The 13,988-nt window shown below is 69.7% G+C and carries 14 protein-coding genes; 7 read left to right on the top strand and 7 right to left on the bottom strand.

The window, feature by feature from the left end:
* Positions 1-18 precede the first annotated feature (18 nt).
* Positions 19-3,885 carry an ATP-dependent RNA helicase HrpA gene (gene hrpA, locus L6E10_RS34395; protein ID WP_236224314.1) on the bottom strand — a complete coding sequence of 1,289 codons (3,867 nt, stop codon included), beginning with the start codon at positions 3,883-3,885 and terminating at the stop codon, positions 19-21.
* 425 nt (positions 3,886-4,310) lie between these two features.
* On the opposite strand from hrpA, the gene L6E10_RS34390 reads away from it, so the two are divergent.
* Both L6E10_RS34390 and L6E10_RS34385 read left to right on the top strand, forming a co-directional pair.
* Positions 4,311-4,871, top strand: a complete 561-nt coding sequence (locus L6E10_RS34390) for a DUF4240 domain-containing protein (protein ID WP_236224313.1) — start codon at positions 4,311-4,313, stop codon at positions 4,869-4,871.
* On the top strand, positions 4,871-5,197 hold the full coding sequence (locus L6E10_RS34385) for a hypothetical protein (RefSeq protein WP_236224312.1): 327 nt from the start codon (positions 4,871-4,873) through the stop codon (positions 5,195-5,197). Before L6E10_RS34390 ends, L6E10_RS34385 begins: the two co-directional genes overlap by 1 nt.
* Here L6E10_RS34385 and add read toward each other — a convergent pair.
* The 5 genes from add to L6E10_RS41315 all read right to left on the bottom strand — a co-directional run bounded on the left by add (position 5,164) and on the right by L6E10_RS41315 (position 8,545).
* A complete protein-coding gene (gene add, locus L6E10_RS34380; protein ID WP_236224311.1) occupies positions 5,164-6,141 on the bottom strand; it encodes an adenosine deaminase in 978 nt (325 codons plus the stop codon). The genes L6E10_RS34385 and add overlap by 34 nt on opposite strands.
* A gap of 453 nt (positions 6,142-6,594) precedes the next feature.
* On the bottom strand, positions 6,595-7,143 hold the full coding sequence (locus L6E10_RS34375; RefSeq protein ID WP_236224310.1) for a TetR/AcrR family transcriptional regulator: 549 nt from the start codon (positions 7,141-7,143) through the stop codon (positions 6,595-6,597).
* 143 nt (positions 7,144-7,286) lie between these two features.
* On the bottom strand, positions 7,287-7,754 hold the full coding sequence (locus L6E10_RS34370) for a nuclear transport factor 2 family protein (RefSeq protein ID WP_236224309.1): 468 nt from the start codon (positions 7,752-7,754) through the stop codon (positions 7,287-7,289).
* 129 nt (positions 7,755-7,883) lie between these two features.
* Positions 7,884-8,156: a Tn3 family transposase gene (locus L6E10_RS40525; protein WP_308102940.1), complete on the bottom strand. Its 273-nt coding sequence runs from the start codon at positions 8,154-8,156 to the stop codon at positions 7,884-7,886.
* Positions 8,105-8,545 carry a Tn3 family transposase gene (locus L6E10_RS41315; RefSeq protein ID WP_374237589.1) on the bottom strand — a complete coding sequence of 147 codons (441 nt, stop codon included), beginning with the start codon at positions 8,543-8,545 and terminating at the stop codon, positions 8,105-8,107. The genes L6E10_RS40525 and L6E10_RS41315 overlap by 52 nt, the downstream gene beginning before the upstream one ends.
* 188 nt (positions 8,546-8,733) lie before the next feature.
* On the opposite strand from L6E10_RS41315, the gene L6E10_RS34360 reads away from it, so the two are divergent.
* From L6E10_RS34360 to L6E10_RS34350, 3 genes are all read left to right on the top strand, one after another.
* Positions 8,734-9,105: a DUF4180 domain-containing protein gene (locus L6E10_RS34360; protein WP_236224308.1), complete on the top strand. Its 372-nt coding sequence runs from the start codon at positions 8,734-8,736 to the stop codon at positions 9,103-9,105.
* A gap of 178 nt (positions 9,106-9,283) precedes the next feature.
* Entirely contained in the window at positions 9,284-10,330 is a 1,047-nt protein-coding gene (locus tag L6E10_RS34355) for a low specificity L-threonine aldolase (RefSeq protein ID WP_236224307.1), read from the top strand.
* Positions 10,327-11,445: a tyrosine-type recombinase/integrase gene (locus L6E10_RS34350; RefSeq protein WP_236224306.1), complete on the top strand. Its 1,119-nt coding sequence runs from the start codon at positions 10,327-10,329 to the stop codon at positions 11,443-11,445. Before L6E10_RS34355 ends, L6E10_RS34350 begins: the two co-directional genes overlap by 4 nt.
* 415 nt (positions 11,446-11,860) lie before the next feature.
* On the opposite strand, the gene L6E10_RS34345 is transcribed toward L6E10_RS34350, so the two are convergent.
* Entirely contained in the window at positions 11,861-12,310 is a 450-nt protein-coding gene (locus L6E10_RS34345) for a nuclear transport factor 2 family protein (protein ID WP_236224305.1), read from the bottom strand.
* A 123-nt stretch (positions 12,311-12,433) separates the two neighbouring features.
* Here L6E10_RS34345 and L6E10_RS34340 point away from each other — a divergent pair, with 123 nt between their 5' ends.
* Both L6E10_RS34340 and L6E10_RS34335 read left to right on the top strand, forming a co-directional pair.
* Positions 12,434-12,808, top strand: coding sequence for a YciI family protein (locus tag L6E10_RS34340; protein WP_236224304.1), 375 nt, complete (start codon positions 12,434-12,436; stop codon positions 12,806-12,808).
* An 8-nt stretch (positions 12,809-12,816) separates the two neighbouring features.
* The gene (locus L6E10_RS34335) at positions 12,817-13,983 is read left to right on the top strand and encodes an RNA polymerase sigma factor (RefSeq protein WP_236224424.1); all 1,167 of its coding nucleotides are present in this window, start codon (positions 12,817-12,819) and stop codon (positions 13,981-13,983) included.
* Positions 13,984-13,988: the final 5 nt, after the last annotated feature.

Genomic DNA, 13,988 nt, shown 5'->3' with positions numbered 1-13,988 from the left:
ATGGTCCACGATAGCGGCTCACAGCGGCACGGCGTCGAGTGCTTTGTAGATGCGCTTGTCGCTGACGGTGTAGCGGGTGCCGATGGTCTGGGCGAAGTAGGACAGGCGCAGTTCCTCGATCATCCAGCGGATCTCGTCCAGTTCCGGCGCGGGTTCGTCGGCCGGGGTCTGGGCGCGCAGCTCCCGGTACTCGGCGTGGACCTGGTGGACCCTGTCGGTCCAGTCGAGGTCGCGGCGCGGGTTCTCGGGCAGCTTCTCGATGCGCCGGGAGATGCCCTTGAGGTACCGCACGAGGTCGGGCAGCCGGTCGTAGCCGGTGTCGGTCACGAAACCCTTGTACACCAGGCCGTTGAGCTGGCCGCGGATGTCGTTGGCCGAGTCGGGTGCGCCCTTGAGACCGCCGAGTTTCAGCTCCGCTTCGTGGGCGGCTTCGAGGACCTTGCGGACTTCCTGCACGACGACCCAGGTGGTGTCGTTGAGCGCGGCCTGCACCTTCTTGAGCTGCGCGGCGTAGGACTTGGCGTCCCAGGCCGGTTCGCCCATGAGCCGGTCGACCGCCGCGGTGATGCAGTCCGACAGCAGCGCGGCGACGCCGCCGTGGGGGTTGCGGGTCAGGGCGAGTTTGGCGGCGTTGTCGAGGTGGCGCTGCAGGTGCTTGACCGGTGAGTTGATGCCCAGCAGCAGCAGCCGGCGCACGCCGCGGCGGTGCGCGTGGGCCTGCCGGCCGGGGGTGTCGAGGACCTTGATCGCGGCGCTGTCGCCGCGGTCGACCAGCGACGGGTAGGCGGTGACGGTGATGCCGGACTGGCGTTGCTCGATGGTCCTGGGCAGCGCGTCGAAGTCCCAGGTGGTGATGCCGGTGCGTTCGAGGTGCCCGGCGGCCTGCGACAGCGACTCGCGGACCTCGTCGCGCAGCTTCTCCTTGAGCGCCGCGATGTCCTTGCCCTCGGCGAGGGTGCGGTTGTTGTCGTCGACGACCTGGAAGGTGAGCTTGAGGTGGTCGGGCACGGCGTCGAACTGCCAGTCCTCGCGGTGCACCGTCACCCCGGTCAACGCCCTGAGCTCGCGTTCGACGCCGGTGAGCAGCGACGTCTCCTGCGGGGTGATGCGGGCCAGCACGGCGGTGGCGACGTCGGGGACGGGCACGAAGTTGCGGCGGATCTGCTTGGGCAGCGACCGGATGAGCGCGACGACGAGGTCGTGGCGCAGGCCGGGGATCTGCCAGGAGAACGCGTCGTCGTCCAGCGTCGTGAGCGCGGGCAGCGGCAGCTGGACGGTGACGCCGTCGTTCTTCGTGCCGGGCTCGAAGTGGTAGCTCAGCGGCAGCGTGAGCTCGCCCTGGCGCCACTGGTCGGGATAGGCCTCGGGGCTGACGTCGGCGCGGTCGTTGACCAGCATCTCCTTGGTGAAGGTGAGCTGGTCCTTGTCCTTCTGCTTCTTCCACCACGAGTCGAAGTGCCGCGCGGACACGACCTCGGGGGCGACGCGCTGGTCGTAGAACTCGAACAGCGTCTCCTCGTCGACGACGATGTCGCGGCGGCGGGCGCGGTTCTCCAGCTCGCCGACTTCCTCGAGCAGCGCGCGGTTGGTGTGGAAGAACCGGTGGTGGGTGGTCCACTCGCCCTGCACGAGGGCGTGGCGGATGAACAGCTCGCGGCTCAGCCCGGGGTCGATGCGGCCGTAGTTGACCTTGCGGCCGGCGACGATCGGCACCCCGTAGAGGGTGACCTTCTCCAGGGCGACGACGCTGCCGCGTTTGGCCTCCCAGTGCGGTTCGGAGTACTGGCGCTTGACGACGTGCTCACCGAGGCGTTCGGCCCACTCGGGTTCGATCTTGGCGACGATGCGGCCCCACAGCCGGCTGGTCTCGACGAGCTCGGCGGCCATCACCCACTGCGGTGGTTTCCTGGCCAGCGCGGAGCCGGGGAAGATCGCGAACTTGGCGTTGCGGGCGCCGAGGAACTCCGTCATGGGGCGGCGTTTCTCGCCTGGCGCCTGCTTGGTGACGATGTCCTTGACGCCGATGTGGCTGAGCAGGCCGGACAGCAGGGCGATGTGGATGTTGCGCGGGTCGCCGGGCCGGTCGTCGAGGTGCATGCCGATCTGCTTGGCCACCTGCCGCAGCTGCAGGTAGATGTCCTGCCATTCGCGCACGCGCAGGTAGTTGAGGAACTCGGCCTTGCAGCGCTTGCGGAACTGGTTGCCCGACAGTTCCTTCTGCTGTTCCTTGAGGTACTGCCACAGGTTGAGGAACGTGACGAAGTCCGATTCCTTGTCGACGAACCTCGCGTGCTGCTGGGTGGCGGCTTCCTGCTGGTCGGCGGGACGTTCGCGGGGGTCCTGGATGGACAGCGCCGCGGCGATGATCATGACTTCCCTGAGGCAGCCGGTGGTGTCGGCCTCGAGCACCATGCGGCCCAGCCGCGGGTCGACGGGCAGCGCGGCGAGCTTGCGGCCGGTGGGGGTGAGCTTCTTCTCGGCGGCGTTGATGGCGCCGAGCTCCTGCAGCAGGCCGATGCCGTCGTTGATGTTGCGGGCGTCGGGCGGGTCGATGAACGGGAACTTCGCCACGTCGCCGAGGCCGATGTTGGTCATCTGCAGGATGACGCTGGCGAGGTTGGTGCGCAGGATCTCCGCGTCGGTGAATTCCGGGCGCGCCTCGAAGTCCTCCTCGGAGTACAGGCGGATGCAGATGCCCTCGCTGACGCGGCCGCAGCGGCCCTTGCGCTGGTTCGCGCTGGCCTGGCTGATCGGCTCGATCGGCAGGCGCTGGACCTTGAGGCGGTGGCTGTAGCGGGAGATGCGGGCGGTGCCGGGGTCGATGACGTACTTGATGCCCGGCACGGTGAGGCTGGTCTCGGCGACGTTGGTGGCGAGCACGACGCGGCGCCCGGTGTGGCGCTGGAAGACCCGGTGCTGCTCACCGACGCTCAGCCGGGCGTAGAGCGGCAGGATCTCGGTGTTGCGCAGGTCCTCGGCCTTGAGGGCGTCGGCGGTGTCGCGGATCTCGCGTTCGCCGGAGAGGAACACGAGGATGTCGCCGGGGCCTTCGGCCTGCAGCTCGTGGACGGCGCCCACGATGCCCTGGATCTGGTCGTCGTCCTCCTCCAGGGGCCGGTAGCGGGTCTCGACGGGGTAGGTGCGGCCGGAGACCTCGATGACCGGGGCGTCGTCGAAGTGCTGGCTGAAGCGCTGCGGGTCGATCGTGGCGCTCGTGATGACGATCTTGAGGTCGGGGCGGCGCGGCAGCAGCTGCTTGAGGTAGCCGAGCAGGAAGTCGACGTTGAGGCTGCGTTCGTGGGCCTCGTCGATGATGATCGTGTCGTAGCGCGACAGGGTCCTGTCGGTCTGGATCTCGGCGAGCAGGATGCCGTCGGTCATGAGCTTGACCAGCGTCTCGTCACCGGACTGGTCGGTGAACCGGACCTTGTAGCCGACCGTGTCGCCGAGCTTGGTGCCCAGCTCCTCCGCGACGCGTTCGGCGACGGTGCGCGCGGCGATGCGGCGCGGCTGGGTGTGGCCGATCTGGCCGGTGATGCCGCGGCCGAGCTCGAGGCAGATCTTGGGCAGCTGCGTGGTCTTGCCCGACCCGGTCTCCCCGGCCACGATCACGACCTGGTGGTTCGCGATCAGCTCTTTGATGTCGTCCTTGTGCTGGCTGACCGGCAGCTCTGCGGGATAGCTGATCTTCGGGACGGACTCCCTGCGCAGCGCGACCTTGAGCGCGGCCTCGTCGATCTGGGCGGCGATGTCCTCGAAGATCTTCTTGCGCGCCAGCGGGTCCTTGACCTTGCGTGCGCCGTCGAGGCGCCTGGCGAGCCTGCGGTGATCACGCGGCATGAGCTCGGGCAGGCGTTTGTGCAGTTCAGCGTGCGGGGTGTCCATTTGGGTTCAAGGATAGTCAGGCGGTGCGAATCGTTCGCGTCAATAACCGCCGGACCCGGTGGCCGGTGGCGGCGCAGGGACGCGGACGGCTTCCGGGAGCTGATCGACGTCGGTGCCGCGCAGGTATCTGACCTGGAGGAACGCGGCGAGTGGCGGTGTGGTCGGCCGGCTTTGCCGCCCGCGGGTGAGATCGCCGACTCCGCCGACACCGCGGACTCCTGCGTTCGACCTCCGGCTAACTCGTCCCTGCCCACTCGTCCGTGCCCACTCGTCCCTGTCTGCCCTCCCCGGCTGGCTTCTCACCCCACCTGCCTTCGCCGCCTCCTTCTCCCCGGTCTCCTCCCCCGGCCGCCCTCCTGGCCCCTTGACCTGCACCGATGCCGACCTTCCGAAAATTGTCAGACCCCCTCGCTAGCGTGCTCGGCATGGACCTGAACGCGTTCTGGGTCTTGGTCGAGTCCTCCGGTGCGGAGGCCTCCGATCAGGACGATCGGCTGGAGCGGCTGACCGCCGCCGTGGCCGCGCTGCCTGCGGACGAGGTGGTGGAGTTCGCGGTGCGGCTCGACGAGGTGCGTCGTCGGGTCGACACGTGGGCGCATTGGCACGCGGCTGATCTGATCTGCGGCGGGTGGTGCTCGGACGACGGGTTCTTCTACTTCCAGGCGTGGCTGGTGGGTCAGGGGCGTGCGGTGTTCGAGGCGTTCGCGGCCTCGCCGGACGCGCTGGCCGACCTTGCGCACGTGCGTTACCTGGCGTCGCGCGGCGGCGTGCACGCGTGGGCGGACGAGGACTGGCCGGACTGGGAGGGTCTCGACTACGTGGCCGCCGAGGCGTTCGGCGGCGATCTGGAGTCGGAGCTGGAGGCGCGCGGGCTGCAGGTGCTGGTGTCGCCTGATCCGGTCGGTGAGCAGTGGGACTTCGCCGATCCGGCGGAGATCTCGGCGCGGATTCCGCGGTTGGGTGCGTTGTTCGGGAAGGTGGCGTGATGGACGTGCCGGTCGATGTGGTGGTGTGGCGGGCTCCCGGTCCGGCGACCTTCCCGGAGGCGGCGGCCCGGTACGCGGAGTTGCGTGCCTCGCCGCTGGGCGCGTTCGAGCCGTCGGTGGCGGCGTTCGTGCGCGAGCTGAGGCAGACCTCGCCTGATCCGTCGTCGCCGGTGTCGTGGGACGAGGCGCTGACGGTGGGGGTGGACGCGGTGATCGTGCACGTGGTGTGGCCGGAGCAGCGCCGGGTGCTGGACCTGGTGGAGCTGCTGGCGCGCAAGCACGGTCTGGTGTGTTACGAGCCGGCCCGCCAGGTGGCGATGTCCTGACGCAGCCGCGCTTTCGTGTCCTCGGGCGCGAAAGAGGCGTCGACGGCGTCGGTGGCGATGCGCGCGAGCGTGTCGTCGTCGAAACCGAGGTCGTGGCGCAGCAGCCGGTACTCGTCGGTGAGCGTGGTGCCGGTGGAGGCGGGGATGTCGGTGCTGAGCGTGACGGTCAGCCCGGCGTCCATGAGCAGTGGCAACGGATGAGAGGAGACGGACTCGACCAGTCCCAGAGCGACGTTGGACGACGGACACGCTTCGAGCGGTATGGCGCGGTCCCGCAGCAGCGCGACGACTTCCGGGTCGTCGAGCGCCCGGAACCCGTGCCCGATCCGATCGGCGAGCCCGACGGTCACGGCTTCGGCGACACTCGGCGCTCCGCAGCACTCCCCGGCGTGGTGCACGAGCCCGACACCCGCCTCGCGAGCCGCGCGGAACACCGCGGCGAAGGGCGTGAGCGGGTGGTCCTCGGCGCCGGCGGTGCCGATCGCCACGACCCGAGGGTGCGCGAGCGCGAGCCGGAGCGAGGCCTCGAACCGTTCGACCGACCGCTTCCTGGGGTGGTCCACGATCACACGGCATTCGATGCCGTGGGCGGCCTGTCCTGCGGCGAGCCCGGACAACACCGCCTCGAGCGGCATGTCCGGATCCCCGAGCCGTTCCCCGTGCGCTGCCGCGGTGAACGTCACCTCGGCGTACCGGGTCCCCTGCGCTGCTTCCTCGGCGCAGAACTCGTACGCGATCCGGTGGAAGTCCTCGGCTCGCCGCAGGCAGTCCCGCACGGCCCCGTTGTGCGCGGCGAACTGCGCGAACCCCTCGAACACCCCTTCAGGCGCCGCCGGCACGTCGACGCCGTAGGTGTCGGCGAGTTCGGCCACGGTCCCCGGCAGCACGGTGCTCTCCAGGTGCACGTGCAGATGGGCTTTGGGCAAAGCCGCAAGATCACGCATGACCGCCGACGCTACCCAGCCGCCCCCATCGGGCGCGCGAGGTTTTCCGCCCCCCGGCACCCACTCGAACGGGTGATCGTCGTCCGGATCCACGCCTGGGGCCGTCCGGTGGATGTCCTGAAACCATGATCAACCGCCTCCCCGCGAGGGAGGCGGAGCGCGGGGTCGCGGACGGAAGTCGTCGGGCGCCGGGCTTCACGGTGAGAGGAGGGGGCCGGGGAGGATCGGAACGGTTTTCAGCGGTAGGTCGGGGGCAGCCCAAAGCAAGGAGTGTGTGGAGCACGGATCCCTGGTTGTGGCGCGGTCATGGGGGGGGCGCCCGGCTCGGGCGCAAACTCGTTCTGAACTGATCACTTACTTGTGGGACGACTTCTGGGATGGTTCTGAACCGGGCGTGTGTGATCGGCGCCGATACCGGCAGGCCGCCTGCACATCCCGCCCTTGCGGTGGAAGCTAGGGCGAAACCTGGCGGGCGAAGTCACCGCTGTCCGATCGAGACCGTTGCCCGCTGAGGGTCCGTGCCCAGGGCTCGTCGATGTCGGCCAGGCCGAGGGTCAGCGTGACATTTTCGAGCATGCCGGCGCCGAACCAGTGCCGGACCGCAGCGTCGTCGTGGTTCAGGAGCTCGCTGACGAGTTCGACCTGCCGGGCGTAGCACGTGCGCACCGCCTCGGCCACGAGCGGCTCATCAGCGGCGCAACTGGCCTGCATGAGGAACCGCATGACGTCCCGGTCCTGGATCAGGGTGCTGTAGGCGGACCGGATCGCACGCATCACCTCCTCCGCCTGCCGGGGCGACCCGGCCTCGTCGGTGCCGGCTCCGGTCAGAGCGTCCGAGAGCAGCTCGGACACGTGGAGGACGGCACCGGCGAACAGCGTCTCCTTGCTGGCGAAGAGGCGGTAGACGTAGGGCTGGGAGATTCCGGCCCGTTCGGCGATCTCACCGGTTGTCGTGCCGTAGTAGCCCTTGCGCGCGAAACAGGCCACGGCAGCGTCCAGCACGACTCGACGGCGTTGATCGCTTTTCACGCTGGAGCCGGGGGCGGGCATGTCTGCCAGTCTTTCACCGCGGGGTGAGACGTGGTGGGAGGGGGCAAGACGGCTGGGTGACCCGTCTTGCCCCCTCCCACCACGTCGAGTCGGGATCAGTGCCCTGCGGGCCACGACACGTCGTGGCCACCGGTGGCCTGGTCGGGGGTCATGGCCTCGATGACCACGAGAGGGTTCCAGTAGTCGACGAACCGCTCGACCAGGCCCGCCTCGTCGAGGCGGATCACCGTGATGACCGTCTGCTCGTACGGCTTGCCGGTGCCGAGGACGCTTCCCTCCGAGTGGTATTCGGCGACCGCGGTGCGGGGGTCGGTCGTCTCGATGAACTTCACGTCGACGAACTCCACGTCGAAGGTCTGCGGGAAGCCGCGCATGTGGGCGATCAGCGCCTCGCGTCCCTGCACCCGGGTAGGCACACCGGCGGGTGCGAAGGGGAACTCGACCGTGCCGTCCGCGGCGTACAGCTCGATCCACTCGTCGATCCGGCCGGAGGACACCAGCCGCAGGTGCTCTGCCAGGGCGTGCTGTGCGGGGGTGAGTTCGCGGGCCGGGTTGGCGTTCATGGTCGCTCCTTGGTTAGTGATTGAACAATAACAAACCTGACCGGGAGGCCGCCGAGGAGTAAGGGTGAGGACCGTCACGGGCCAGCCAAGACAGACGTGGGCAGTTCGCGTGGCGATCAGGACCGAAGGTCACCGAGGTTCCGGGCCGGCAGCGGAGGTGTCCGGCTCGCGAAGTGATCGCAGGGTGGTGATGTCAGGTTGCGTGAAGGCGTACCGGCCGAGGAAGTTGATGTGCTCGAACCGCAGGGGCGACAGGCGGGCGATCATCTCGTCTGTGGCGGGAAACTTCTTTCCCGTCAGGGTTTTGACCGTTGCGTCGATGTGGCGGCTGTTCCACAGCACGACGGCGTTCAGGGCCAGGCCGAGGGCGCCGAGCTGGTCTTTCCCTCCCCTGGCGGTAATGCCGGCACAGTTCGCCTCGATGGCCGAAGAAGATCCGCCGGGCCAGGGGTGTGGCGGCCCTCGGAGATGTTCAGTTGGGTGGTGAGCATCCGCCGGTAGTCGCCGTCGGTGATCGCCTGTAGGACATGCAGGGACTGGAAGGTCCGCCCGTGCCGCGCGAACGCGTCGCCCAGGCCGGTGGGGCGTACCTCGCGTGAGAGCATCCGGATCAGGTCGTAGCCGCGGACCTCACCTGGGCTCGGGGAATCGGCTGCCCGCAGCATGTCGGGCCAGTGCCGGGCGATGCGGTCGGTGTGGACCAGATGCCGGGAGGTCTGCTGCTGCGGCGGCGGGGTGCACGAAGCCGCGTTCGGTGACGCCGTCGGGAAGCGTCGTGGCGGAGGTGACACGCAGGGTTGCGGAAGTCATGGCCGGGTCGCCTTCCGGGAGGGTGCCGGAGCGCTCCCGCGGCGACGCGTCTCGAGGCGTCAGGCCGGCTGCGAGCAGGAGCGCCCATCCAGCCCGGCACGCCGTGATCACCCGCCGCGCCGGAATTGGGGGCGACACCGAGCCGGGGACGCCGTTAGGTTTCCGTGCCATGCCTGATGTTGTGCAGACGCGCCACGGCGCGACGGTTCTCATGTGCGCCCCGGACGGTCCGCCGATCGCCGACGAGCAGTCCGCTGTGGACCTGATCGGCACGTTGTGGGGCCAGGACGTGCAGTGGATCGTGCTGCCGGTGGCGCGGCTGACCGAGGACTTCTTCGTGTTGCGCACGCGGGTGGCGGGCGCGGTGGTGCAGAAGCTGCAGCAGTACGGGTTCCGGGTCGTGGTGCTGGGGGACGTCTCGGCGCAGGTGGCGGCGAGCACGGCGTTGCGCGACTTCGTCTACGAGTCGGACAAGGGCCGGCAGTTGTGGTTCGTGCGGGACGAGGCCGAGTTGGACGCGCGCCTGAGCGCCGCCGCGTGATCCCTCGGCCGTAAAACCACTGCGCACCCCGTTCCTGCGCCCGACCGGAGCTCGAAGACGGTCGGGCGCAGCCGTGCAACCGTCCGCAAGCCACGAAACCCCTCCTCCGCGAAGGCAGCGGCCCGATCACGACAAACGGCGCTATTGCAAGTTAGTGGCAATAGCTAGGCTGGCGGGCATGGACCTCCGTCGTTCGCTCTCCCACCACAGCGGCCCGCGCCGCTCACCCCGCGAAGTCGCGCGCCGCCTGGCCGAGTACCTCTCGCCGGACACCGCCCCGGCGGATCCGGTGCGGGAGCTGGAATCCCGGATCGCCGCACTGCTGGGCAAACCCGCGGCGCTGTTCTTCCCGACAGGGACGATGGCGCAGCAGACAGCGCTGAGAGTCCACGCGGAACGCACGGGCAGAAGGGCGTTCGCGGGCCACCCGCAGACGCATCTGCACGTCTGGGAGAACCAGGGCTACAACGCCGTGCATGGCCTGCGGTTCCACCCGGCGGGCGACCGCAACGAGCTGTTCACGCTCGAAGACCTGCAAGCGGTGCACGAACCCCTGGCCGCGGTGGTGTTCGAACTGCCGCAACGCGACATCGGCGGCCTGCTGCCCACCTTCGACGACCTTCGGGAGCAGACCGGTTGGGCCAGGGACCACGGCGCGGCCGCGCACTGCGACGGCGCACGGCTGTGGGAAGCGCACACCGGCTACGACGCGCCGCTGGACCAACTGGCCGGCTTGTTCGACACGGTCTACGTGTCGCTCTACAAAGGACTCGAAGGCACCAGGGGCGCCGTGCTCGCCGGAGACGAGGACACGATCAGGCAGGCCGCCGTGTGGCGCCGCAGGCTCGGCGGCGCGATCCCGGACGCCTGGCCGCTGGCGGCGATCGCGCTGATGGGCCTGGAGGCGAACCTGCCCAGGATGACCGAGTTCCGCGACCACGCGCGGGCGATCGCGAAGGCCGTCAACGAGGACGGCTTCGCCCACACCACGCCGGAGGTGCCGAGCACTCCCCTGTTCCACGTCCACCTGCCGATGTCGCGTCACGACGCCCAGCGCGCGGCCGGGAACCTTCAGGACGAGACCGGCATCAAGCTGTTCCTGTACGCGCGGTCCAACCCGGACCCGGCCAGGTGCAGCTTCGAGGTGAGCGTGGGGATCAGCGGACTGGAGTTCTCGCCGGCCGAGGTGGCGGAGTTGATCAGAGGGCTACCATCGCGGGTGTGAGCCTGCCCGAACCGGTCCAGCACGCGCTGGTCAGGGTGTCGCACTCGGTGCTGATCGACACCGAGGCCCTGGCGCGGGTGCGGGAGCGGTTCGACGACGAGCAGGCGGCGTCGCTGAGCGGCTACCTGCGCAGCGCGCAGTCGCCGAACACGGTGCGGGCGTACCGGTCGGACTGGATCGCGTGGGCCGGGTGGTGCCAGGCCGAGGGCAGGCAGGCGTTGCCGGCGGATCCGCTGGACGTGGCGGTGTACCTGGCGGCCGCGGCGGACACGGTGAAGCCGGACGGGTCGCCCGCGTTCGGGGCCTCGACGCTGGAGCGCAAGTCGGCGGCGATCTCGGCGGTGCACGCGGCCAACGGGGTGCCGAGCCCGACGCGCAGCGACGTCGTGCGCCTGACGTTGCGGGGTATCCGGCGCACGCGCAAGGCCGCCCCGCGGCGCAAGCGGCCGGTGCTGCTCGACACCCTGCAGGCGCTGCTGGACGAACGGCCGCAGCAAGGGCCCGCTCGGGCCCGCGACGCGTTGCTGCTGCTGGTGGGGTTCGCGGGGGCGTTGCGCCGCAGCGAGCTGGCGGGCATCGAGTTCGACGACGTCGCGGTGGACGTGGATCCGCGCACGCACGAGCCGTTGCTGCTGATCAGGCTGGGCACGACGAAGACCGACCAGACGGGCCGGCACCAGCAGTCGGTGGTGCTGCCGCGGGGCAGCCGGCGCCCGACGTGCCCGGTGTGCGCGTTCGCCGACTGGGCCGACGTGCTCGACGGGCGGGAGGTCTGCGACACCGGGCCGCACCGCTGCCACTCCTACCGGCCCGCGCAGCGGGCGGGCGCGGTGTTCCCGGTGATCAACCGGCACGGCGGCATCGGCACGAAGGCGATGTCGGGACGCGCGGTGGCGGAACTGGTGAAGCGCTACGCGCTCAAGGCGGGACTGGACCCGGCGTTGTTCGGCGGGCACTCGCTGCGGGCGGGGTTCGCGACGCAGGCGGCGCTGGGCGGGGCGAGCGACCGGGAGATCATGCGGCAGGGCCGGTGGACCAACCCGCGCACGGTGCACCGCTACATCCGCACGGCGAACCCGCTGGAGGACAACGCCGTGACCCGCCTGGGCCTGTGAACCTGTGACCCACCTCGCACTCGGCGCAGTTAACTGTAAACAAGATCCCCGCCGATGGAGCCGCGCCGGACGGAGCAGTGCTCTACTCCGGCAGGACGTACGCGCCGGTACGTTTCGGCCGTGTTTCCAGGCCCCCTGAGCTGCTCTTTTATCCCACTCCTCGGACAAATCGCGGTGTCCTGACCAGCGACGCGACCACAATCGTGAACAGATCTCGCATCATGGGAGTGGCTGGTCGGGTGCACCGAGAGCAATACGATCACCACACCCGGTCAACGACGATGGTCGGGAGATCGGCTCGGCACCCCTGTAACGCCGGAACGACTCCCCCGCGGCAAGGCCACCGCACCACCGCCGCCCGCCAGACGCCGAGGTCCGGACCGACCCCCTGCACGGTCCGGACCTCGGCACGTTCTCACGGCCGCAGGTCGGTCGCCGCCAGGAACGACCCGTCCATGTGGAACGGCACCGACTGGTGCTCGTGCACCACCAGCCACCGCCCTTCCCGCCACCGCAGCCCCACCGTCACGCGCATCCACAGCGAGAACCCGTCCGGGTAGCCGACCGGCACCGCCGCCAGCCGCGCCAGCCCGTGCACGAACGCCACGTCCCCCGACACCACCACCGCCAGGTCGCGGTGCTCGAGCGTGATCGGCCCGGTGAACCCGGCCATCCACCCCGCCAGCGCCTCCGGGTCCCGCGCGTGCACACCCGTGTTGCGCAGCGGCGGCGCCAGCGTGCACGTCACCGCGTCCTGCGCGTACCGGGCGACGATCCGCTCCGGCGACCGCAGCCGCATCCCCTCCTCGTGCTCGGTGAACAACGCCAGGATCGCCGTCTCGTCCCGCAGCAGCGTCTGCGTCATCGCGCAACCTCCGTCGAAGTGCCTGCAAAGTGGCCGACACCCCGATGTCGAAGCACGGCCCGCGGTCTCGACATGGCGGTGAGAAGATTTCCGCAAGCCAGCCCCTGAGCCGGGAGGCCGCACGTGAAGTACCTGATCCTCATCTACAGCAACCCGAAGTCCCGGGCCGCGTGGGACAAGCTCACCGAAGAACAGCAGATGCAGTTCGGCAAGGCGCACTACGACCTCACCGACACACTGCGCGCCTCCGGCGAACTCGTCGTCAGCGAAGGCCTCCCCGGACCGGAGACCGGCAAGGGCGTCAGCATCAGAAACGGCGAACTCGTCGTCACCGACGGGCCGTTCGCCGAGGCCAAGGAATACCTCGCCGGCTTCTACCTCGTCGAAGCCGACTCCATCGACCAGGTCATCGCCCACGCCGCCACCCTGCCCGACGCCCACAACGACGGCATCGAGGTCCGGCCCGTCTGGGACATGTCGATGCTGGACGACCTGTGACCACACCGATCGAGGACCTGCTGCGGGAACTGGCGCCGCAGGTCCTCGGCGTGCTCGTACGCCGTCACGGCCAGTTCGACGTCTGCGAGGACGCCGTGCAGGAAGCGCTGCTCGCCGCCACCCGGCAGTGGCCGACCCAAGGCATCCCCGACAACCCGAAAGGCTGGCTCATCACCGCCGCCTCACGACGCTGGATAGAGCAGTACCGCTCCGAACTCGCGCGCTGGCACCGCGAGGACAAGGCCGCCGCCCTCACACCCCCACCCGCGGACCCCGCGCCCGCCCGCGACGACACCCTCACCATCCTCGCGCTGTGCTGCCACGACAGCCTCACCACCGCCTCCCAGATCGCCCTCACCCTCAGAGCGGTCGGCGGCCTCACCACCGCGGAGATCGCCCGCGCCTTCCTCGTCCCCGAAACCACCGTCGCCCAGCGCATCAGCCGCGCGAAACAGAAGATCAAACAGTCCGGCGCCAAGTTCCGGCCCCCGGAAGACCTCACCGCCGTCCTGCACGTGCTCTACCTGATCTTCACCGAAGGCTCCACCGCCAGCTCCGGCGACGACCTCCTCCGCGTCGACCTCACCGCCGAGGCGATCAGACTCACCCGCCAGCTGCACCGCCGACGCCCCGACGACGGAGAACTCACCGGCCTGCTCGCCCTCATGCTGCTCACCGACGCACGCCGCCCCGCCCGCACCGACACCCACGGCACCCTCATCCCGCTCGCCGAGCAGGACCGCACCCGATGGGACCACCAAGCGATCGACGAAGGCACCACCCTCATCCGCACCGCCCTGCAAACCGCCCCGATCGGCCCCTACCAGCTGCAAGCCGCCATCGCCGCCGTCCACGCCGACGCGAAAACCGCCGACGACACCGACTGGCACGAAATCCTCGGCCTCTACGAACTGCTCACCGCCACCGCACCCGGCCCCATGGTCGCGCTCAACCGCATCGTCGCCGTCGCCATGGTCCACGGCCCCGACCAGGCACTACGGCAACTGTCCACCCTGCGACTCGACCACCACCGCGTCCACGCCGTGAAAGCACACCTGCTCGACCTGCAGGGCAACCACGACGAAGCACGAACCGAATACGACAAAGCCGCCAAACTCACCCTCAGCGCACCCGAACAGCGCTACCTCAGGTCCCGGTCGCGCCACCCACGGTAGCGTCC

Source organism: Lentzea sp. CC55 (assembly GCF_021056325.1).
Classification (GTDB): Bacteria; Actinomycetota; Actinomycetes; order Mycobacteriales; family Pseudonocardiaceae; genus Lentzea; species Lentzea jiangxiensis.
This window is presented reverse-complemented; position numbering and strand designations above follow the sequence as displayed.

Excerpts from the sequence above, each read along its gene's own strand:
- hrpA (WP_236224314.1), bottom strand. The coding sequence starts at position 3,885 with ATGGACACCCCGCACGCTGAACTGCACAAACGCCTGCCCGAGCTCATG.
- L6E10_RS34390 (WP_236224313.1), top strand. The coding sequence starts at position 4,311 with ATGGACCTGAACGCGTTCTGGGTCTTGGTCGAGTCCTCCGGTGCGGAG.
- L6E10_RS34385 (WP_236224312.1), top strand. The coding sequence starts at position 4,871 with ATGGACGTGCCGGTCGATGTGGTGGTGTGGCGGGCTCCCGGTCCGGCG.
- add (WP_236224311.1), bottom strand. The coding sequence starts at position 6,141 with ATGCGTGATCTTGCGGCTTTGCCCAAAGCCCATCTGCACGTGCACCTG.
- L6E10_RS34370 (WP_236224309.1), bottom strand. The coding sequence starts at position 7,754 with ATGAACGCCAACCCGGCCCGCGAACTCACCCCCGCACAGCACGCCCTG.
- L6E10_RS34360 (WP_236224308.1), top strand. The coding sequence starts at position 8,734 with ATGCCTGATGTTGTGCAGACGCGCCACGGCGCGACGGTTCTCATGTGC.
- L6E10_RS34355 (WP_236224307.1), top strand. The coding sequence starts at position 9,284 with ATGGACCTCCGTCGTTCGCTCTCCCACCACAGCGGCCCGCGCCGCTCA.
- L6E10_RS34345 (WP_236224305.1), bottom strand. The coding sequence starts at position 12,310 with ATGACGCAGACGCTGCTGCGGGACGAGACGGCGATCCTGGCGTTGTTC.